Annotated in this window: 16 protein-coding genes; 8 read left to right on the forward strand and 8 right to left on the reverse strand. The window is 70.8% G+C overall.

The annotated features are described in order from the left end of the window. Positions 1-64 precede the first annotated feature (64 nt). Positions 65-871: an indole-3-glycerol phosphate synthase TrpC gene (trpC, locus tag U2P90_RS13930; protein WP_322472606.1), complete on the reverse strand. Its 807-nt coding sequence runs from the start codon at positions 869-871 to the stop codon at positions 65-67. A gap of 62 nt (positions 872-933) precedes the next feature. Between trpC and hpt the strand changes: the two genes are divergently transcribed. Then, positions 934-1,461: a hypoxanthine phosphoribosyltransferase gene (gene hpt, locus U2P90_RS13935; RefSeq protein WP_295815764.1), complete on the forward strand. Its 528-nt coding sequence runs from the start codon at positions 934-936 to the stop codon at positions 1,459-1,461. A gap of 91 nt (positions 1,462-1,552) precedes the next feature. Here hpt and U2P90_RS13940 read toward each other — a convergent pair whose 3' ends face one another. After that, positions 1,553-2,635 (reverse strand): endonuclease/exonuclease/phosphatase family protein, encoded by a 1,083-nt coding sequence (locus tag U2P90_RS13940; RefSeq protein WP_322472607.1) that lies wholly within the window; start codon positions 2,633-2,635, stop codon positions 1,553-1,555. A 79-nt stretch (positions 2,636-2,714) separates the two neighbouring features. Between U2P90_RS13940 and arsB the strand changes: the two genes are divergently transcribed. The 3 genes from arsB to U2P90_RS13955 all read left to right on the forward strand — a co-directional run bounded on the left by arsB (position 2,715) and on the right by U2P90_RS13955 (position 7,246). After that, on the forward strand, positions 2,715-3,992 hold the full coding sequence (gene arsB, locus U2P90_RS13945; RefSeq protein ID WP_322472608.1) for an arsenical efflux pump membrane protein ArsB: 1,278 nt from the start codon (positions 2,715-2,717) through the stop codon (positions 3,990-3,992). A 160-nt stretch (positions 3,993-4,152) separates the two neighbouring features. Continuing rightward, positions 4,153-6,633, forward strand: coding sequence for a leucine--tRNA ligase (gene leuS, locus U2P90_RS13950; protein WP_322472609.1), 2,481 nt, complete (start codon positions 4,153-4,155; stop codon positions 6,631-6,633). Positions 6,634-6,709: 76 nt separating this feature from the next. Continuing rightward, a complete protein-coding gene (locus U2P90_RS13955; RefSeq protein WP_322472610.1) occupies positions 6,710-7,246 on the forward strand; it encodes a hypothetical protein in 537 nt (178 codons plus the stop codon). Between the two features lie 3 nt (positions 7,247-7,249). Here U2P90_RS13955 and U2P90_RS13960 read toward each other — a convergent pair whose 3' ends face one another. Then, entirely contained in the window at positions 7,250-8,749 is a 1,500-nt protein-coding gene (locus U2P90_RS13960; RefSeq protein WP_322472611.1) for an amidohydrolase, read from the reverse strand. Between the two features lie 104 nt (positions 8,750-8,853). On the opposite strand from U2P90_RS13960, the gene U2P90_RS13965 reads away from it, so the two are divergent. The 4 genes from U2P90_RS13965 to U2P90_RS13980 all read left to right on the forward strand — a co-directional run bounded on the left by U2P90_RS13965 (position 8,854) and on the right by U2P90_RS13980 (position 14,608). Further along, complete coding sequence (locus tag U2P90_RS13965; protein WP_322472612.1) at positions 8,854-9,888, forward strand: response regulator; 1,035 nt, start codon at positions 8,854-8,856, stop codon at positions 9,886-9,888. A gap of 49 nt (positions 9,889-9,937) precedes the next feature. Next, positions 9,938-10,435: a GNAT family N-acetyltransferase gene (locus U2P90_RS13970; protein WP_322472613.1), complete on the forward strand. Its 498-nt coding sequence runs from the start codon at positions 9,938-9,940 to the stop codon at positions 10,433-10,435. 51 nt (positions 10,436-10,486) lie between these two features. Then, positions 10,487-13,162, forward strand: coding sequence for an alanine--tRNA ligase (gene alaS / locus U2P90_RS13975; protein WP_322472614.1), 2,676 nt, complete (start codon positions 10,487-10,489; stop codon positions 13,160-13,162). 108 nt (positions 13,163-13,270) lie between these two features. After that, positions 13,271-14,608: a serine hydrolase domain-containing protein gene (locus tag U2P90_RS13980; protein ID WP_322472615.1), complete on the forward strand. Its 1,338-nt coding sequence runs from the start codon at positions 13,271-13,273 to the stop codon at positions 14,606-14,608. 232 nt (positions 14,609-14,840) lie between these two features. On the opposite strand, the gene U2P90_RS13985 is transcribed toward U2P90_RS13980, so the two are convergent. The 5 genes from U2P90_RS13985 to U2P90_RS14005 form a co-directional block, all read right to left on the reverse strand. Then, positions 14,841-17,411 (reverse strand): DUF4132 domain-containing protein, encoded by a 2,571-nt coding sequence (locus U2P90_RS13985; protein WP_322472616.1) that lies wholly within the window; start codon positions 17,409-17,411, stop codon positions 14,841-14,843. Between the two features lie 66 nt (positions 17,412-17,477). Beyond that, positions 17,478-19,742, reverse strand: coding sequence for a hypothetical protein (locus U2P90_RS13990; protein WP_322472617.1), 2,265 nt, complete (start codon positions 19,740-19,742; stop codon positions 17,478-17,480). A gap of 2 nt (positions 19,743-19,744) precedes the next feature. Then, complete coding sequence (locus U2P90_RS13995) at positions 19,745-20,149, reverse strand: hypothetical protein (protein WP_322472618.1); 405 nt, start codon at positions 20,147-20,149, stop codon at positions 19,745-19,747. 345 nt (positions 20,150-20,494) lie between these two features. Beyond that, a complete protein-coding gene (locus tag U2P90_RS14000) occupies positions 20,495-21,034 on the reverse strand; it encodes a class I SAM-dependent methyltransferase (RefSeq protein ID WP_322472619.1) in 540 nt (179 codons plus the stop codon). After that, the gene (locus tag U2P90_RS14005; protein ID WP_322472620.1) at positions 21,031-21,387 is read right to left on the reverse strand and encodes an MmcQ/YjbR family DNA-binding protein; all 357 of its coding nucleotides are present in this window, start codon (positions 21,385-21,387) and stop codon (positions 21,031-21,033) included. Before U2P90_RS14005 ends, U2P90_RS14000 begins: the two co-directional genes overlap by 4 nt. Between the last annotated feature and the right edge of the window lie 11 nt (positions 21,388-21,398).

Here is a 21,398-nt window from a genome sequence, read left to right on the forward strand (position 1 = left end):
CCAGTCTACGGAGTGCGTTCCCCGTTCCCATCATCCCAAGGTTGAGCGTTGGGGGGGCTGGCCCTCACCCCTCCGTCAGAGAGCGCGGCGCCATCAGGTCACGGGCGGCCCGCGTCAGGTCACCGCTGCCTGCCAAGCTGGTGCCGACCAGCACCGCGTCGGCCACGTCCCGGACACGTTCCAGATCCGCCGGGGTGCGGTAGCCGCTCTCGGCGACGAGCACGCCCGTGAAGCCGGCGGCCCGTGCCCGCGCGATCAGCCGGGGGCTGACGGCCAGATCGATATGCAGCGTCGTGAGGTCACGGTTGTTCACGCCAATGATCCGCGCCCCCGCCACCAGCGCGATGTCCAGTTCGGCCTCGTCGTGCACCTCGACCAGGGCGTCGAGGCCCAGGTGGTGGGCGATCTCCAGATACGCCCCGGTCGCCCCGCCCAGCACGCTGACCATCAGCAGCGCCGCCGACGCGCCCCACTCGGCGGCCTCGCGCAGCATGACGGGATGCACCACGAAGTCCTTGCGGAGCACCGGCACGCGGACGGCCGCGACCACGTCGTGCAGCGCCTGGGCGGTGCCGTCGAAGTACCGGGGCTCGGTCAGGCACGAGATGGCCGCCGCGCCGCCCGCCTCGTAGGCCCGCGCCGCCTGCGCCGGGTCGAGGGGCGCGATGGCCCCCTGGCTGGGGCTCGCCCGCTTGACCTCCGCGATCAGGGAGAGACCGGGGGCCCGCAGCGCGGCCTCGAAGTGCCGGGTGCCGGTGCGCGGTGCACCCACGTCCGGATCGGCCGCGCGGTAGTCGGCGGCCCGTTCCATCACGATGCGGCCCAGCACGCCGGGGACGGACTCCAGGGACAGGGGCGGCAGGCCACTCATGCGCCGGAGTATACGGGCCGCGCCTCGCCCGCCGTACAGGCCCGTGTTAGCCTGAGACTCCTATGAGCCTCACCCCCGGCACCGGCCCCGTCCAGATCACCCAGGAGCAGCTTCAGGCGCGTATCCAGGAACTCGCCGCGAAGATCCGCGACGACTACCGGGGCCGTGAGCCACACCTGATCTGCGTGCTGAACGGCGCGTTCATGTTCCACGCCGACCTCGTGCGGGCCCTGGGCGTGCCGTGCACCATCGACTTCCTGCAGGCCAGCTCGTACGGCAACGCCAAGCAGTCCAGCGGTGAAGTGCGGCTGGTCAAGGATCTCCAGTTTCCCCTCAGTGACCGCCACGTGATCCTGGTCGAGGACATCGTCGACACCGGCATCACCATGAACTACCTGCTGCACTACCTGGAGGGGCGCGGCCCCGCCAGCCTGAAGGTCGCCGCCCTGCTAAGCAAGCCCAGCCGCCGCAAGGTCGAGGTGCCCGTCGAGTACCTGGGCTTCACGATTCCCGACGCCTTCGTGTACGGCTACGGCCTCGACCGCTCCCAGTACGACCGGAATCTGCCGTTCATCACGAGCCAGGACTGAGGGGGCGCTGACGCGCCAGCAGATGGCAACAGGCAGAAGGCTCTAGATCTCTTCACCATCTGCCTGCTGCCTTGAGCCTTCTGCACTGCCCTCAGGGCAGCCTCACCGTCGTCAGCATCGCGTAGTGGTCGCTGATCTTGGGGTCGTCCTGCCGGACGCGCTCGGCGGTGCGCGGCAGACCCGCTGAGTAGAAGAAGTAGTCGATGGTGCGGTCGGGCCGGCCCACCGCCGGGTCGTTGGCGTAATGCGTGATGAACTCCGGTTCGCCAGAGTCGATCTGGGCGCGGCTGGGGAAGGACTCGTAGTTGTCCATCAGTGGGGTGAGTTCCGTATCCGGGTTGAAGTAGGCCCGTTCGCGCTCGCGCAGGCGGTCGTAGGCGGCACGGGTGCCCAGGAGGTTGAAGTCGCCGCCCATGACCCACGGGGCCGGAGTCGTATCCAGCAGCTCCTGCACGGCAGCCACCTGGTTCTGCATGGTGGTGCAGCCCTGCGCGAAGGCGTCCATGTGGGTGTGCAGGGCGGTCAGCGGCCGGCTGCCCTGCACCGGCAGGGTCACGCCCAGCACCGCCCGCTTGAAGTTGAAGGCCACCGTGACCGGGTCGCCACAGATGCGCGGCAGCTGGTAGCGGGTGGCAGCGGCGATGCTGGTCTTGCTCAGGGTGCTCAGGCTCAGGCCGACCTTCCCCATGATCTTCGGGTGCGGCACGAACGCGGCTCGGTGGTAGTACGCCGTCGCCGTGCAGGGATACGCGCCGCCGAGTCGCGCCTGGATGAGCTGGAGCTGGTCGGCGTAGTCCGTCCGCTTCGAATCGCGGTCGACCTCCTGAAGCATCACCACGTCGGCGTTCTCGGCACGGATCACGTCCACCACCTCGTCCAGCGTGCGGGCGATCGACTCCGGGGTGGGGCGCGTATCCGGGCCGTCGCCGGCCAGGGTGTCGTAGAAGAACACGTAGCCGCGCCCGGCGAGGTACTGCACGTTCCAGCTCAGGAGCTTCACGTCCTGCCCGGCCTTCAGTGGGGGCGTGTCGGCCGGACACGTCACGTCGGCGGCCTGCACCGGTTTCGGGTGGTCGGTCAGGGCATAGACCAGCCCGGTCAGGGCCAGTCCCACGGCCAGCAGGGACAGCACGAGTCGGGGCAGCCAGCGGATCCGGCGGAGCTGAGGTCGCATCGTGCCCCTGAGTGTAACGTGCATCACCAAGGGACGGTATCGGTCGGCGGGGGTGATGTGCGGGCGCTACACTCCGCGCGTGCTGGCCGTCCTGATCGTCCTCTCGACCGTCGCCCTGGTCATCTGGCGACCCCTGGGCCTCGGCGCGGCGCGCGCGGCCACGCTGGGGGCCGCGGTGGCCCTGCTGACCGGCGTGGTGGCCGTGTCCGACCTGCCGGGGCTGTGGCACGCCACGTGGAACGCCACCCTGAGCCTCGTCGGATTGATCGTGCTGAGCCTGCTGCTGGACGCGGCGGGCCTGTTCCGCTGGGCGGCGCTGCACGTGGCCCGCTGGGGCGGCGGGCACGGACGGCGGCTGCTGGCGCTGCTGGTCGTGTTCAGCGCGGTCGTGGCCGCCCTGTTCGCCAACGACGGCGGGGTGCTGATCCTCACGCCGATCGTGCTGGAACTCGCGGGCCTGCTGCACCTGGGCCGCGCCGCCACGCTGACCGTGGCCCTGGCCGTGGGCTTCGTGGTGGACGCTGCCAGCCTGCCGCTCACGGTCAGCAACCTGACCAACATCATCGCCGCCGACGCCTTCCGGATCGGCTTCGGGACGTACGCGGGCGTGATGCTCCCGGTGAACGCGGCCGTGGTGCTCGCGTGCCTGGGCGTGCTGCTCGCCGTGTACGGGCGCACGCTGCCGGCGCGCTACGACGTGGCCGCGCTGCCGGAGCCCGCGAGCGCCGTGACCTCCTGGGGCGTGTTCCGTGCCGGGTGGGTGGTCACGCCCCTGCTGCTCGCCGGCGCGTTCCTGGCCGAGGGGGCCGGGATTCCCCTGAGCGCCGTGGTCGTCACGTGCGCCGCAACCGTGTGGATCGTCGCGGCGCGCAGCGGGAACGTCGGCAGCCGCGCCGTCCTGCGCGGCGCGCCGTGGAACGTCGTGGCGTTCAGCCTCGCCATGTACACGGTCGTGTCGGGCCTGCGCGGAGCGGGCGTCACCGGCGCGTACGGCGCGTGGCTGGGCGGCTGGGCCGCCCACGGCACCCTCCCCGCCGTGCTCGCCTCGGGCGTGAGCGTCGCCGGACTCAGCGCGGGCCTGAACAACCTGCCCGCCCTCCTGACCGCCATCCTGGGCATCCAGGAGAGCGGCGTCAGCGGCCACGCGCAGCGGGCCCTCGCGTACGGGGCGCTCGTGGGCGCGGACATCGGGCCGAAACTCACGCCCATCGGGAGCCTCGCCACGCTGCTGTGGCTGCACGTCCTGAAGGGGCGCGGCCTGAGCGTGTCGTGGGGTGAGTACCTGCGCGCCGGGCTGGTGCTCACGCCGCCCGTATTGCTCGTGGGCCTGCTGGCGCTGTGGTGGCGGTTGGGGTGAGCCGGTCGGCGCATGACGTTCCCCGCCGGGCTGCGCTACACTTCAGGCATGATCCGCTCTGCGCTTGCCATCCGGGGACGCCTCGACTGACCGCAAGGTGTGTTCGAGCGTCCCCGGCTGCGTGCCGGGGCTTTTTTTGACCCTTCCAAGGAGTACAGCCATGACCCAGACGAACAACGAGAGCCCCATCCACATCCCCGAGCCGCGCATGGAGCGGTACAACCCGCACGCCATCGAGCAGAAGTGGCAGGACGCGTGGGAGAGGAGCGGCCTGTACACCTTCGACGAATCTGCTCCCGGCGAGAAGTTCTACGCGCTGACGATGTTCCCGTACCCCTCTGGAAACCTGCACATCGGGCACTGGTACGCGAACGTGGCCCCGGACGCGCGGGCGCGCTGGCTGCGGATGCGCGGGTACAACGTGCTGTTCCCGATGGGCTTCGACGCCTTCGGGCTGCCCGCCGAGAACGCGGCGATCAAGAACAACGTCGATCCGGCGAAGTGGACATACGCGAACATCGAGCGCATGGTCGGGCAGTTCCGGCGCATGGGCACCATGATCGACTGGAGCCGCCAGTTCGCCACCAGCGACCCCGAGTACTACCGCTGGAACCAGTGGTTCTTCATCGAGTTCTACAAGCGCGGCCTGGCGTACAAGAAGGGCGGCTTCGTGAACTGGTGCCCGAAGGATCAGACGGTGCTGGCGAACGAGCAGGTCGTGAACGGCCACTGCGAGCGCTGCGGCACGGCCGTGGAGAAACGCAACCTGAGCCAGTGGTACCTGAAGATCACGGACTACGCCGACGAGCTGCTGGACTTCAGCGATACCGACATGCCCGAGAAGGTGCGCCTGATGCAGACGAACTGGATCGGGAAGTCCGTGGGCGCGGAGGTGACCTTCGACACGCCGGCCGGGCCGGAGACGGTGTTCACGACCCGCCCGGACACCCTGATGGGCGCGACGTTCATGGTGCTGGCCCCCGAGCACGCCAAGGTGGGCGCGCTGACCACCGACGAGCAGCGTGACGCCGTGGAGGCCTACGTGGCGGCGGCGGGCCGCAAGACGGACGTGGAACGCCAGCAGGAGGGCGAGAAGACCGGCGTGTTCACCGGCAGCTATGCCACGCACCCCATCACCGGGCACCAGCTGCCGATCTGGGTGGCGGACTACGTGCTGGTCACGTACGGCACCGGCTCGATCATGGCCGTGCCCGCCCACGACGAGCGCGACTTCGCGTTCGCCCGGCAGTTCGGCCTGGACATCGTGGAGGTCATCCGTGCCGAAGGCGGCGAGCCGATGGCCGCGGACGCCGGAGAGGCGTACACCGGCGAGGGCGTGATCGTGAACTCCGGCGAGTTCGACGGCCTGCCCGGTGGGAAGGCCAGCATCGCGGGGATCGTGGAGCGGCTGGAGGCGCGCGGCATCGCGACCGCGAAGACCACGTACCGCCTGCGCGACTGGCTGTTCGCCCGCCAGCGGTACTGGGGCACGCCCATTCCCTTCGTGCACTGCCCCGAGCACGGCGCGCAGCCGGTGCCCGAGGATCAGCTGCCCGTCCGGTTGCCGGAGAACGTGGCGTTCACCCCGACCGGCCAGAGCCCGCTGAAGCTGGACAGGGCGTGGCTGGCAACGACCTGCCCGGTGTGCGGCGGCCCCGCCGAGCGGGACACGGACACCATGGACACCTTCGTGGACTCCAGCTGGTACATGTACCGCTACCTGAGCCCCGGCTACCACGACGGCCCGTTCGACCCGAGCAAGGACGGCATGATGCCGGTGAACCTGTACACGGGCGGCATCGAGCACGCGATCCTGCACCTGCTGTACTCGCGCTTCTGGGTGAAGGTCATGCGCGACCTGGGCCTGACCAAGCACAGCGAGCCCTTCGCAAGGTTGCGCAACCAGGGCATGATCCTGGGCGAGGACGGCGAGAAGATGAGCAAATCAAGCGGGAACGTCGTCGACCCGGACGACCTGGTGCGCGAGTACGGCGCGGACACCGTGCGCACGTACCTGATGTTCATCGCGCCGTGGGAGCTGGGCGGCCCGTGGGATCCGCAGGGCATCAACGGCCCCGCGAAGTGGCTGTCGCGCGTGTGGAACGTGTACTTCGAGGACGGCACGAGCGGCCCCGCCGAGACCACGACCGAGGCCGACCTGCGCTACGCCGTGCACAGCACCCTGAAGAAGGTGACGGGCGACTTCGACCGCCTGAGCTTCAACACCATCATCGCCTCGCTGATGGAACTGACGAACACGCTGGTGAAGGCCAAGCGCTCGCCCGCCGCCGGCACCGCCGCGTGGGACGAGGCGTTGGACATCTTCAACCGCCTGCTGGCCCCGGTCGTCCCGCACATCGCCGAGGAGATCTGGCACCAGCGCGGGCTGGAGGGCAGCGTGCACACGCAGTCCTGGCCCGCCGTGGACGAGGCCGCCGCCACCCGAGACACTGTGACCATCGGGGTGCAGGTGGGCGGCAAGGTGCGCGGGCAGGTCACGATCTCCAAGACCGCCACCCAGGACGAGGCGATGGCCGCTGCCCGCGCGAATGCCGACGTGGCCCGCTTCGTCGAGGGCAGGGAGACGGTGAAGGAGATCTACGTGCCCGGCCGGATCATCAACATCGTCGTCAAGGGCTGACCATCTCCACCACGCGGCACCGGGCACGTCTCGGTGCCGTCTTCCATGCCGCCCCAATCCGGCGTAGCGTCCAGAAGTGATCCCGCGCTTTCTGCTGACGCTGCTGGTGCTCCTGCCGATGCTCCTGGGCACCGCCCACGCGGCCCCGGTGAACGCCTGCGCCGACACGCGAACCGCGCTGGCTGCCCGGCTGCCACTGGTCAGTGAGAACGAGGCCCCGTTCGTGCGGATTCAGGAACGGGTGCTGGAGATCGGCTGCGCGAACCTGCCCGCCTTCGACGATCCGGCGTGGTTTACCGGGACGCTGCCCGTGTTCATCGGGAGTTTCCTGGCCCAGGGGGGCGGGTGGCCGGCGGTGGCGTCGGGGTGCGCCGCGCCGCTGACCGGCCCGCTGACGTGCGGCGAGCTGATGGTGAGCGAGCACATCCACGCCGATCTACTGGCGGCGCTGCGGGTGGCCGGATGCGGCACCGGGGCCGACTGGGCCCGCATGGGCGGCTACATCCAGGCAGCGGCGGCCGAGGAGGGGACGCTGTGGGCATGGGGCGCGGCCGTGCTGATCCCGATCCGGCGGCTGGAGGTGCGGCTGCGCTGCGTTCGGGGCGACTGGTGAGGGTTACAGCACCAGCGCCCGCGCGTTGCCCCCCAGACGGTCCCACAGCGTGAAGGCGGCGCGGGCACCGGGGCGGATGATGCCCTCGTCGTCCCAGCCCACGGCCTGCGCGGGGCCACGGGTGTAGGCGTGCAGCACGTCCAGTTCGGTCAGGGCCTCGCCGGGGGCCAGGCGACCACCGTCGTCGCCGACGCGGGACACGGCGGCGGCAAAGGTGGCGCGGATCTCCGGTGGGGCGACCGGCGCGTCACTGCCGAAGGCGAGCACCGCCCCGGCGTCCCGCAGCGACCGGAAGGCGTAGCTGGTGCCCTCCAGATGCGGCAGCAGCGTGCGGATCATGGCGGCGTCGGCCTGGAGGTGGATGGGCTGCACGCTGGCGGTCAGGCCCCGGAAGCGCGGGATGTCCTGGGGCCGCAGGTGCTGCGCGTGCTCGATCCGCAGGCGGATGCCGCGTGCCTCGGCGTCGGGGCGGAGCTGGTCGTAGGCGTTCAGCACTTCCGTGTTGGCCCGGTCACCGATGGCGTGCGTGACGGGTGTGAGGCCCAGCGCAATGGCCTGTCGCCCACGCTCGACGATCAGTTCCGGCGGGTCAAGGGCAATGCCGGTGCCCGACCCATCCGCGAAGCCGAGGGCGTGGAGCCACGCGGTGCGGCTGCCCAGCGCTCCGTCGGCAAAGAACTTCACGCCGCCCCACTGGAACATCCCGCCGGCGCTGCCCGCCAGGCCCAGGTCGCGGGCCTGTTCCAACCGCTGGTGCGGCAGGCACGCCCACACGCGCAGCGGCAGTTCTCCCCTGGTCGCCAGGGTCTGGAGCGCGCGCGGCGCACCGGGCTCCTCGTAGGCCATGGTGTGCGCGCTGACGAATCCCCGCGCGGCGAGGTCGTCGGCGCCGGCCCGTGCGTGGGCCAGCCATTCGGCGTCCGTGGGCTGGGGAAGGTGTGCCGCAACCAGATCGGACGCACCCTCCAGCAGACAGCCCAGAGGGTGGACGATCTTCCCGTCGGCCGGATCGGACGTGCTGTCGGTCACACCCGCCAGCCGCAGCGCCGCCGAGTTCACCCAGGTCATGTGGTGGTCGCGCGAATACAGGATCACCGGATGGTGCGGGCTGACGCCATCGAGCAGCGTGGCCGGTGGGTAGTCGTTCAGGCCCAGTTCCGGAAGCAGGAAGCCGCCCCCCCGGATCCACGTGCCGGCCGGCGTGGCCAGGGCCCGCTGGGCCACACGGGCCTGCACCTCGGCCACGCTGCGGGCCCCGGCCAGATTCACCTCGGACAGGGAGGCGCCGTACATGACGAGGTGGATGTGGGCATCGCACAGGCCCGGTGTGAGCAGCAGGTCGCGGTGGTCGAGCACCTCCGCACGCGGTGCCAGGGCACGCATCTCCTCGCGTGAACCCGTCGCCAGAACGCGCCCACCGCCGACGACCACCGCTTCAACATCGTGCTGCACGTCATCCAGGGTCAGGGTATGGGCATGAATCACGGTCAGGGGCGCGGTCATGCCTTCCAGGGTAGGGCACATCAGACGTCCGGTGCGTCTCAGACGACGTGAGGAACCCCACACAGCCGTCCTCACAGGCGGCACGTTCCTGTTAGACTTTCCTCATGCCCCGGATATTGGTCGTGGATGACGACGCCGCCATCCTGAAGCTCGTGAGCGTGATCCTCTCACGCGCCGGGCACGAGGTTCGCACCAGCAGCCATCCCGTGGAGGCGCTCGACCTCCTGAAGGTCTTCACGCCGGATCTGGTGGTCAGCGACGTGGTCATGCCGTACATGACGGGCCTGGAGTTCCTGGAGAAGATCCGCGAGAACCCGCAGCTCGCCAGCGTGCCGTTCATGCTGCTCTCCAGCCACGCCGAGCGCAACGACGTGCGCCGCGGCATGAACCTGGGGGCCGACGACTACCTGCCCAAGCCCTTCACGCCCGCCGACCTGACGACCGCCGTCGATGCCCGCCTCAGGCGCGCGGGCCTGACCCTGCAGGGCGAGAGCGGCATGCTCGCCAAGGGCCTGGGCACCGCGCAGGTCGTGTGGCAGGGCGCGCCCGTGTCGTGGGTGAGCCGCAAGGCGCTGGAACTGTTCTTCTATCTGCTGGAGCACAAGGAGGTCACCTCCTGGGAGGCCGCCGAGGCCCTGTGGCCCGAGAAGGACGAGGCGCGCGCCAGCTCGCTGTTCCACACCACCCTGCACCGCCTGCGCCGCAGCCTGAGCAACGACGCGGTGGTCAGCGCGAACCGCCGCTACGCGCTGAACAGCGACCTGAACCCCGAGTACGACGTGCAGCGCTTCGAACTCCTGACCGCGCAGGCCGAACAGGGCACCCTGGGCCTGGAGGAGATGCGCGAACTCATCGGGCAGTACGGGAACTTCCTGCCGGGCGCGGACAGCCCGTGGGTGGACGACGTGCGCGCCCGCCTGGAGCAGAAGCAGTTCAGCCTGCTCGGCATCGCCGCGAAGGCCGCCACCGCCGCCGGCAAGGCCAAGGACGCCGCGCAGTTCCACCAGCGCGCCCTGGCCATCGACCCCATGAGCGAACCCGACTGGCAGGGCCTCGCCAAGGCGCTGGACTCCATCGGCGACCCGCGCGCCCGCCTGGCCGCCCAGCGCGAGGCGTGGTGGGCCGTGGACATGGACTGAGGATGCCCGTCCTCGTGGCGCGCCGGCTTCCTGTCCAGGGGAGCCGGCGTTGACGTCCGCCACTCCGCCGCTGACCGTGACGTCCGGGGACGTGGACGCCGCGTCTCGCATCCTGACCGCCGCCGCCCTCGCCCTGGAGGCGCGCGGCGAGCCGCTGTGGCCCCCGCACACCCTAACGCCGGAGCGCCTGCTGCGGCACTACCCGGCGGCGTCGTGGCGGGTCGCGTGGGACGGGGCGCTGGCCGCGGCGTGCCTGTCCCTGCTGCCCCACGATCCGCTGTTCTGGCCGGACGACGCACCCGGCGACGCCCTGTACCTGCACAAACTCGCCGTCCACCCGGACGCGCAGGGCCGGGGGCTGGCGGCGTGGATGCTCGACCACGCGGCGCGGGAGGCGCGGGTACGGGGCGTGGGCGCGCTGAGACTGGACACCGCGACCGCGCGCCCAAAACTCCGCGCGCTGTACGAGGGCCACGGCTTCACGCCGGTCGGGCGGCGCACCGTGCTGGGCTTCGACGTCACGCTGTACACGCTGCCCCTCGCCTGAAGGCGGACGACAGTTCCTGTCCCTTTCCCGCCCCGCGCTAGACTGTCCTTTATGACTGGCCCGCTGTCCACCGCCGAGATCCGCGAGAAATACCTGCACTTCTTCGAGAGCAAGGGCCACCTGCGTCTGCCCAGCTACTCCACCATCGCCCCCGATCCCACGACCCTGTTCACCGTGGCCGGCATGCAGCCGTTCAAGGAGCAGTTCATGGGCGCGCCCGCCGTGTTCGACGGCGTGGCCAGCAAGCGCGTGACCACCGCGCAGAAGTGCCTGCGGATCGGGGACATCGAGAACGTGGGGCGCACGCTGCGGCACTGCTCGCTGCTGGAGATGCTCGGGAACTTCAGTTTCGGCGACTACTTCAAGCGTGAGGCGCTGACGTGGGCGTGGGAGTTCCTGACGAGTCCCGAGTGGATGGGCCTGGACAAGGAGCGTCTGTACGCGACCATCTACCAGGACGACGAGGAGGCCTTCGCGATCTGGACGCAGGAGAACGGCCTGCCGCCCGAGCGCATCCTGCGGTTCGGCGCGGACGAGAACTTCTGGCCGGCCGACGCGCCGAAGGAGGGGCCGAACGGCCCGTGCGGCCCGTGCAGCGAGATCTTCTACGACCGCGGCCCGAAGTACGGCGACGACACCTGGGCCGAGTACGCCGACACCCGCGAGAGCGCCCGCTTCCTGGAGATCTGGAACTGCGTGTTCCCCCAGTTCGACCGCCAGGAACCCCTGCCCGACGGCACGCCGGTGCTGAAGGATCTGCCGTTCAAGAACATCGACACCGGCATGGGCCTGGAACGCATCGCCACGGTCGTGCAGGACGTGTACGACTTCTACAGCAACGACGTGTTCGCGCCGATCGTGGCGCGCGTGGCCGAGCTGAGCGGCCAGCCGTACGAGGGCCCGCAGAGCGTGTCGCACCGTGTGGTGGCCGAGCACATCCGCTCGGTCAGCATGGTCGTCGCGGACGGCAGCCAGCCGAGCAACACCGGGCGCGGGTACGTGGTGCGTAAGATCCTGCGCCGCGCGTGCCGCCACGCCTACCTGCTGGGCCTGCGCGAGCCGAGCCTGTACAAGCTCGTGCCCATCGTCGCCGAGCGCATGGGCGACGCGTACCCGGAACTGCGCGAGAACCTGCCGAAGATCGAGGCGACCGTGAAGGCCGAGGAGGAGAGCTTCCTGCGCACGCTGGAGGGCGGTATCCAGCGCCTCGGGAAACTGCTGACCGGCCTAGAGAAGGGCGCGACGCTGTCCGGCAACGACGCGTTCATCCTGTACGACACCTACGGCTTCCCCGTCGACCTGACCAAGGAGATCGCCGAGGAGTACGGCATCAGCGTGGACGAGGCCGGGTACGCCGAGAGCCTGGAGAACGCGCAGAACCTCGCGCGGGCGGGCAGCAAGTACGGCAAGTCCGAGCTGTTCGGCGGGAACCAGGAAGCGCTCGATGGCCTCTCCCCCACCGAGTTCGTCGGGTACGACCACCTCCAAGCCGACGGCGAGGTCGTGGCGCTCGTCGGCGCGGGCGAGCGCCTGAACCACCTGCCCGCCGGGTCGGAGGCGACGGTCGTGCTGTCCCGCACGCCCTTCTACGCCGAGGGCGGCGGCGAGGTGGGCGACACGGGCCGCATCGAGTGGGACGGTGGCATGGGCGTGGTGCGCGACACCCGCAAGACGCCGCAGGGCGTGTTCCTGCACGACGTGCTGGTCGAGTCCGGCGAGCTGAAGGAAGGCGTGAGCGTGCGCGGCGTCGTATCCGGCGAGCGGCAGGCCATCCAGCGGCACCACACCGCCACGCACCTGTTGCAATCGGCGCTGCGGGCGGTGCTGGGCAGCGGCGTGCAGCAGAAGGGCTCGCTGGTCGCCGCCGACCGCCTGCGCTTCGACTTCTCGCACGGCACGGCCCTGAGCGCCGAGGAGATCGCCGCCGTGGAGACCCTGGTGAGCCGCTGGGTCAGCGCGAACTTCCCCGTGACGTGGCAGGAGATGCCGATCGCCGAGGCGAAGGCCGCGGGCGCGACCGCGCTGTTCGGCGAGAAGTACGGCGAGACCGTGCGCGTCGTGCGGGTCGGCGGGAACGTGGACTACGCCGGGCAGCCGGTCAGCTCCATGGAACTGTGCGGCGGCGCGCACGTGACCCGCACCGGGGACATCGGCGCGTTCGTGATCCTGTCCGACGAGAACGTCGCCGCCGGCGTGCGCCGCGTGGAAGCGCTGGCGGGCGAGCAGGCGACCGCGTGGGTGCGCGAACGCCTGAACGGTGCTGCGAAGGCCTCTGCGCTGCTGAACACCAGCCCGGATGGTCTGGAAGCCCGCGTGACCGGCCTGCAGGCGCAGCTCAAGGCCGCCGACAAGGACATGGCCGCCGTCCGCCGCCAGCTCGCCGAGGCGCAGATGGGCGGCGGCACCGGCAGCGCCGCGCAGACCCGCGACCTCGGCGGGTTCCGGGTGGCCACCCTGAAGCTCGCGGGCATCGAGGGCAACGACCTGCGCGCCGCCGCCGACAAACTCCTCGACCAGAGCGGCGCGGACATGGTCGTGCTGGCGGGCGATAAAGGGCTGGTCGTCAAGGCCACCAAGGACGCCGTGACCCGCGGTGCCCACGCCGGCCAGCTCATCGGCAAGCTCGCCGCGGCCGGCGGCGGCAAGGGCGGCGGCCGGCCCGACATGGCCCAGGCGGGCGTGACGGATGCCGACGCAGCGCTGGGAGCACTCGAAACGGCGTTCTGAGCTTCTGAACAGCGGGGCGTCCTGGGCACACCGGGACGCCCTTGCCCGTTCGTCCAGCCCACCTGAACCGCCGTGCGTCCGAACGGCCAGACGCGCTACCTTCGCCGCATGCCTCTCCTCGACACCGTCCGCGCCCTGGCCCCTTACCTCCAGTCCTGGCTGGAGTACCAGCGGGATCTGGCGCGGGTGCCGGGCGTGCAGGTGGCGGTGCGGGTGGGTGGCGAGCTGGCGGCGTCATTTGCGCTGGGCGTGGCGAACGAGGCGACTGGCGAAGCGCTCACGCCGGGGCACCTGTTCCGCATCGCTTCGCACTCCAAGACCTTCACGGCGACGGCGGTGTTACAGCTCCTTGAGGCCGGGATCGTGCGGCTGGACGACCCGGCGGGGCACTGGCTGCCGGAACTGGAGGGCTCGCCCGCGGCGGCCTTGACAGTTCGGGAACTGCTGGGGCACCAGTCGGGCATCAACCGCGACGGGGCCGACAGCGACTACTGGCAGCAGCTGCACGACTTCCCCAACCGTGAGGCGCTGATTGAGCTATGCCGCGCCCAGAGCGTCTTCCCGGCAAACCAGCACTTCAAGTATTCGAACATGGGCTACTCGCTGCTGGGCCTGATCGTGGAGGCCGCCAGCCGGCAGTCGTACGAGGACTACATCGCGGCGCACATCACCGGGCCGCTGAAGCTAATGAACCTAGGGCCGGAACTCCGGGCGGCGCGGGAGCCGGAGCTGGCGGCGGGGCACAGCGGGCGGCTGGCCGGGAACGACGCGCGGCGCGTGCTGCCGTCCAGCGACACGCGGGCGATGGCGGCGGCCACCGGCTTCTACGGCACCGCCGAAGACGTGACCGCCTACCTGTCCGCGCACACGCCGGGGCGCACCGAGCTGCTGGCCGACGCCTCAAAGCGACTGATGCAGCGCAGGGAATCAGAGGTGACACGCCCCGTGCGGCGCTGGTACGGGCTGGGCTTCATCATCGACGAGGTGAACGGGCGGGCGCTGGTGGGTCACTCGGGCGGGTTTCCGGGGCACATCACGCAGTCGTGGCTCGATCCGGCGTCAGGACTGTCTGTGTCGGTGTTGACGAACTGCCTGGGCGGCCCGGCGACCGAGTGGGCGACGAATCTGGTGAAGGTGATCGATGTGGCGGCGAAGACTCCGGACAAGGAGCAGACGGACGCGCCGGGCCTCGACCTGGACAGCTTCACCGGGCGTTACGCGACCGACTGGGGCGTGTACGACGTGGTGAACCTGAATGGCCGTCTGGTGTCCCTGTCCCCGCAGGGCGACCCGGGCCTGAGCGTCACGGAGCTGACGGTGGTGGACGCCGACACGCTGGCTCCCGCGCCCGAGGCCGGCTTCGGCGCGGTGGGCGAGGCGTTCCGGTTCCAGCGCGATGCGGACGGCGCAGTGGAGTGGGTACGGCAGGGTGGTGGCCGGGCGTAGCCGGTGGCGGCGTACCGCGAGCGGGTGGGGCTGCCGGCGCTGGGGTGAGCTTCTGAGGGGGCGGGCGAACCCCTCAGTCCGCTCCGCGGCCAGCTCCCCTCAACGGGAGCCAATAAAAGCGTGCCGGTCAGCCTTTTCCTTGCCTCCCCTTGAGGAGATTCGTAGAGCTGCGAAGCAGAGGTGCCCGAAGGGCGGACTCGCAGAGCGCGAAGCGAGGGGTTGGCACGCCCCCTCACCGCAGCTGTTCCAGAATCGTCGGATCCTGAATCCTGCGGTCTTCGGCCAGCAGCAGCACCTTGCTGATCACCTCGGCCGTGCGCGGATCGGGGTCGGCGAAGGGCAGGAACACGCGGCCCTGGTGCTGGTTGTGCACGGGGATGAGGCACAGGAACCCGCCGGGCTGCCGGTGAACCGTGCCGCTGCCCAGGTGGACGGTGTAGCGGGCGTGGTGGCCGTCGATCAGGGCGTGGTCGTTCATCACGCGGACGTTATCGAGGGTCAACAGGCGCAGGGTCTCGCGCAGCAGGGCCGCGCGCATCTCGACGGTGCTGTGGCTGGCCTCGGGATCGACGCCGCCCACGTGGGCCACGGACACGACCAGATCGAGGTCGCGCAGGGTCTCGCTGAACACGCGCGGCGGCACCTGCGACAGCGGCATGGCCTCCTGCCCGTCGCGCTGGACGAAGTACGCGGCGGTCAGGGGGGTGCCCTCGACCTCGCTGGGCGTGCCGTAGCCCAGGCTGGTGTCGATCCAGACGTTGATGCCCTCGGCGTGCCAGGTCTTGCGCACCCCCTCCTCGGGAACAGCGACCCAGCCGCGGGTCTTGAGCAGGGCAGCGGCCTTCGTGGGCTGGACGTGGTGGCCGTCGAAGCGGGTGCTGCGGCGGGCGTCCAGCTCGGCGGCGGTGGGCGGGTAGTACTCACGGAAGACCTGCTTGAACGGCTGCGCCAAGCCACGATCCATGACCTGCGCCTGGAACGCCGTCCAGTGGCCGCCCACGAACAGGTCGTGCGGGTGCGCCAGCCGCAGCGCGTGATCCCCGATGGGCTGCGGGCCGCTCGGCGTGTGCAGCGTGTCGCCGTCCCACCAGCCCGCGTGCGCCTCGTTCACGATCCACACCAGGCCGCGCAGCATGGGGGCGATCACCGGGTGCGCCGCCAGATCAAGCAGTTCCTGCGGCTGGAAGTGGTCGCCCCGGATCATCGCCTCTTCCAGCGCGGCACGCATCCGTTTGCGGGTGGCGTTCAGCTCTGTGACGCTCTCGCGCAGGGCGACGACCTCGGGCACCTTCTTCAGTGCGGGCGGCAGGGTCTTGAGGGGCTTCTCGCCGCGCCGGAGGGTCACGCTGGCCTCGCCGCCGGGGGTCAGGGCGATGCCCAGGGTCACGCCGTCCACCGTGACGGCCTGTGTCCAGTCGGGCGCGGTGCGGGCTTCCATGGCCCACACGAGGCGCTGCGGGTCGGTGTACCCGGCGGTGCGGGCCAGGTTCTGGAGGCCGATGTCGGCGGCGAGGCGTTCGCTGGCCTGCCGCTGCGCCCCGAACTGCCGGGCCTCACGGCGGAAGTCGCTGATCACGCGGTAGCGCCCCTCCAGCTCCTTCGCGGCCTTCGCCTTCGCACGGGCCAGCGGCAGCAGCCCCAGCGACCGGACGGCGTCCTGGTTGCGTTTCTCACGGATGCGGGCACGGAGGTCGGTCTCGTCCAGCTCTCCCAGGACGGCGCGGGCATACAGTTCGGCGCGTTTGTGGCCGCCGCTGCTGCTCGCGTACTTGGCGGCGTCCAGCAGGGCCGCGAAGCGTTCCCTTCCCAGCGCCCTGTACGTGCGGTGGAACCACGCGACATCCACCGCGCCCTCGGTCAGGTCGGTGGCGCTCAGGGGCGTGCGCTCGCTGATCTCGGCCTCCCACGCCTCGCGGACGTCGGCGGGCACACTCCAGTTGGTGTCGCGGGTGTGGGCGTGCAGCCAGTACACGCCGCCCTCCAGGCCCTTCCAGCCCAGCGCCCCAGCGACCAGCGTGGCCCACTGCGGCGCGAACATCGCGAGATCCAGCAGGCGGGAATCCGGGATCTTCAGCGCGTGGGCCTGGGTGCGCAGGCTCGCGGCCGTGTCGCCGGGCTGCGGGAACGACACGCGGGTCAGGTGGCTGAAGGTCACGTCGCGGCTCTCGCTGCTGCCCTGGTAGCCGCGTTTCAGGGGATTCTTCCCCAGCCCCGCCAGCAGGCGCAGGGTCAGCGCCGCGCCGTGGAGGCCCTGCACCGCCAGCGCGGGCCGGGTGGCGGGCGTCTCCAGGTCGCCGCGCCCCAGCTCGACCTCCAGCACGCGGTCACGGACGGCACTCACGGCGGCCCGCCAGTCCGGGTGGGTGGGCAGGTCGGCCTTCACGGTGCGGCGGGTGTAGGTGCTCAGGTCGTCGAAATCGGTGCTGTAGTAGTAGCCCTGCCGTTCCGGGCGTTCGCCGATCAGCTGGTCGTACAGGTCGTCACGGGTCGCCCAGCCGTGCGCGTAGGCGTGCAGCAGCAGCACGGTGGTGGGGCGCTGACGGGGAAGCTTCGGGAACGCCGTGCCCTGGTACACGGTCAGGTTCCACAGGCGCTGGGTCTGTTCTGAAGTCCACGTCGTCCACGCGCCGGACGGCCGCAGCGGTGACAGCAGGTCGCGGGGATCCTGGGAGCGCCACGAATACTGCGGATCGACGTGGATCTCGGCGTCCGGCGGCAGGTACGACAGCGCCGTCTCCCACGCGTCCAGGGCCATGTCGGTGTCGGTGGGGGTGGCGTGCTCGCCGTGCAGGAAGCTGACCACCGCCCCCACCAGATCGGGGTGCTCCAGCCGCAGGGCGACCAGCGGCCCCAGCGTGCGGTGCAGCGTCTAGCGGCGCAGGGTCTGGAGGATCTGGGCGGAGGTCATGGCCGCCTCGTGCTCGGCCTGCTCGTCGGCGTCGGCGTCCTCCAGCACGTCGAGATCGTCCTGATCCAGCCCCAGGATCTCCAGCAGTTCCGCCTTCAGGTCAGCGCCGGAGTCCAGTTCCCCCTCCAGCTCGCCGGCCGTGGTGTCCGTCCTTTCCACGAAGTGCGACAGTGTCCAGCGCATGCGGGTCAGGTCGCCGTCCTGGGCATCCGGGCGGGCCTGCCACCAGCCCTGCCACAGGTCGAGCAGCGGCATGGGCCGGTTCTCGCGGGGCCTCAGGTTCCAGCCCGACACGTTGCCCAGCAGGATCGTCTCCTGCCCGTCCCAGCCCATGCCGGTCAGGGGTGTCTCGCGGTGGGCGACGATCACGGCGTCCAGTGAGCGCAGCAGCTCCGCGCCGCGTTGCAGGTCGGCCGGGTAGTCGCGCTCCCGCACGGCGGGCGGCGTGGGCCGGGTCAGGCCCGCCGGGTCGAACAGGCCCAGCCCGTCGCGCAGCGTGACCTGCGCGCCGGGGTCAGTCAGGCGGGCCAGCAGCGTCTGCTCGGTGACGTTCTTCGGGGTGAAACCCTCGGGGATGGGGCGGCCCGTTTCCAGCAGCAGTTGCAGGCCCGCCTGCCGCTGCTCGGCGTTCGTGGTGCCCAGCAGCGCAAGGGCACTGCTCTGCGCGATGTCCCTGTCGGCGGCCAGCAGGCGGATCAGACCCCGGCGCAGGTCGGCGCTCTTGCGCCTGAGCAGGGTATGCACCACCGCGACCTCGTCCGGGTGCGGGGTGAAGTGGGCCATGACGGTCACGGCCTCCTGCGACACACTGCTGTTGCGATCCTGCAGCAGGGTGAGCAGCAGTGTCCGGGTCGGCGCGTCCAGCGGGTGCGACTTGGCATATTCGGCCAGCTGGCGCAGCAGCGCGGTCTTGCCGTAGATGCTCATGCCACCCAGGTGCGGGGCCAGCGCTGAGAAGGGCCGCTCACCGCGCAGGATGGGCAGGGTATCGAGCGCGTCACTGCGGGCGGGCACGTGCCCCTGCCACGGGAACAACAGCGGGTCGTGCCGCGCGGCATCCGGCAGGCGCAGGGCGTAGGTTTCGTACTCCTCGAAGGTGAAGACGGTGTTGCTGGTTCCCCAGCGGCTCACCGCCCCCCCGGCCAGCGCGGCCAGGCGCAGGTCGGCGTCCCGCAGCAGCGTGCGGCGATCCTCGTCGGTCAGGAGGTCGGCGGCAATCAGGTACTGGGCGGCGGCCATGCGGAGGGCGGCGTCCGGGTCGGTCAGCAGGGGGCGGGCCACGTCGGCGGCCTGCACGGCGTCGCGCATCCCCAGCACGAACAGGGCCAGGTAGGAATCCACCGCAGCGCCGGAGGTCACGGCCGCGCGGGCCGCCTCGCTGTCCTCCAGATAACTCAGCGCCTGGGTCAGCAGCGCCCGCACGGTCTTCACGTCGGTCACGTCGTAGTTCAGGCCGAACCACACGCACGCGGCCCGCAGCGTGGCGGCAAAGCGCAGCAGGTCGTCGCGCAGGATCACGCGCAGCATCCGCGTGAAGGCGTCCACGCTGGCCTCGTCCACCGTCTCCAGGATCACCTGTCGCAGGCCCTCCTGGCGCTGGGCGGCCAGCAACAGGCCTTCGGCCAGTGCCCAGGCGTCCTCGCGGGTGCTGGACAGCAGGGCGGCGGGCACATGGCGGCCCATGCGGGCGACCGGGTGCTGCGTGCCGGCGGTGTCGCGCAGGATCTGAAAGACCTCCTCGTCGCCGTCGCTGACCGCCTGCCCCAGCAGCAGGCCCAGGCCGTGCGCCTGCCACGCATTCAGCAGACCCGCGTGTACCGCGAACCACTCGATGGGCTGCGGGTACTCGCGGGTCACGTGCCACGTCTGCCACAGCCACGCCTGCGCGTGCGCCGCGGCCAGCACGTGACCGGGCGCGCGGAAGGCGCGGCGGGCGTACCCCTGCGGGTACGGGTGCCGGGTCAGCAGGGCGTCCAGCGTGCGGGCGGCCACGTCCGGGAAGTGCGGGAAGAACACGGCGGCGATGGCGTGGCGGGTGGCAGCGTCGCTGGCGTGCAGGGCGGCGGTGACGGCCTCCTGCACCCGCTCGCGCTCCTGGGGATCGCCGGAGCCCCGGTGGACGGATCGCAGGGGACCGGCCAGCTCCGGCGGCAGGGTGCCCAGCCGCGTCTCGAAGTCCGCCTTCCACGGCTGCTCGTACGAGCGGAGGAGTTCCTGAACGTCCACGGTCAGCCCCCGGCCAGTGCGGTCAGGCGCACGATCAGCAGGGTGCTGTCGGGGCGCAGGGCCACGGGCGCGTCGAGGTCGGAGACCTGCCGGTCGTCGATGAACACGTAGTACAGTCCGTCGCCGAAGGCGGTCAGGGCGGTGCGGGTGGCGTCGTCGGCGCTGACGGCCACGCCGCGTTCCTGTGGGGCCACCGCCACGCGGCCACCGGCCGCGCCGTCCTGCAGCTCGCGCTCGGTCATGACGCGCAGCATGCCCACGCCGGCCTGCCGCTCGTGGTACGCGGCGACCTCGTGGTGGACGAGATGCGTCAGCAGGCCGCGCAGGGTGTGCGGGCCGTCGGGCAGGTCGATGGGGCGGCGTTCGAACGGAGTGCGGCGGCCGATGAGCTTGGTTTCGACGATCATGCGGGAACCTCGTGCAGAGTGGGATGGTGGGGCGTTTCACCTTTCAGCTTAGCGGCATTCCGTCGATATGTAAATAGCGTAATTCGAGCCTGGTTTTTGCTCGGAGGCGGGGTGGGGGCAATGCCTCAGGGCCAGCGCAGAGCGGGGGGTTCGGTAGCACGGTGGGCAAACCCCTCGCTTCGCGCTCTGCGAGTCCGCCCCTGCGGGGCACCTCCCCTCAGGGGGAGACAGGGAAAAGGCCAACCGGCACGGCTTTTCTGTTTTTGCTCCAGTAAGGCAGGCTGACCACACTGGCCCTCGGCCCTGCACCACGAGCAGTGCCAGCGGCCAGACTGTGACCCTCCCTCATGGGCGGCGGCAGTCGAGGATCACGCTCGTGAAGCCCGGCCCTCCCCTGCCCTCTCGCCACTCGGCATTGCGGTGGTCGAGCAGACGGCTGCGGTAGATGGGGCCGTCCTTGACCTGCCACGGCACGTGGTGGAAGGTGCCCGCCGCGTCCCACCACTCCAGGGGCTGCACGTCGAATCCCGCGCGCGTGAACACGGGCACGAGGGTCTCCAGGGTGTACAGCACCTCGTGGTCGTGGGCAGGGCCGGGGCCGTGCACGGCGACCAGCGCGCGGTACGCCGGGTCGGGGTGGTGCCCGTCGGGCACGGCCACGCGCAGCACCCCGCCGGGCTTCAGGTATCCGAAGACCAGCCGGGCGGCGCGCTCGCCCTCCTCGACCGTCAGGTGCTCCCACACGTGCTCGCAGAGGAACGCATCGGCCCGCCGGTCGCTGAAGAAGGCGACGAAGGTGTCCGGGTCAAGCAGGTCGAGTTCCGCGCGCTGCGTGGGCACCCAGCCGTCCCAGCGCTGTTCGCCCGCGCCGAGGATGACCCTCACCGGCCCAGCTCCGCCCGCTGCGCACGGGTCAGGCCCGCCACGACGAGCGCGTGGCTGCCGGCCAGCAGTTCCCGGACAAGGTCGCCCGGCACCCGGCCGTCGAGGGTCACGGTGATCCAGTGGCGCTTGTTCAGGTGGTACCCGGGCGTGATGGCATCGTGGGCGGCGCGCAGCTCATCGCCGCGCTCGGGGCGCACCTTCACGGATACCGTGACGGGGTCGGCGTGGATGTCCGTCAGGGCGTACATCTTCCCGGCGACCTTGAAGACCAGCGTGGTCGGGCCGAAGGGAAAGGTCTCCTGCGAGTGCGGCAGCGCGGCGCACGCGGCACGGACGTCGGCGATGGACTGCATGCCCGCAGGAT

Origin of the sequence: Deinococcus sp. AB2017081, assembly GCF_034440735.1 — a bacterium.
Lineage (GTDB): Bacteria > Deinococcota > Deinococci > Deinococcales > Deinococcaceae > Deinococcus > Deinococcus rufus.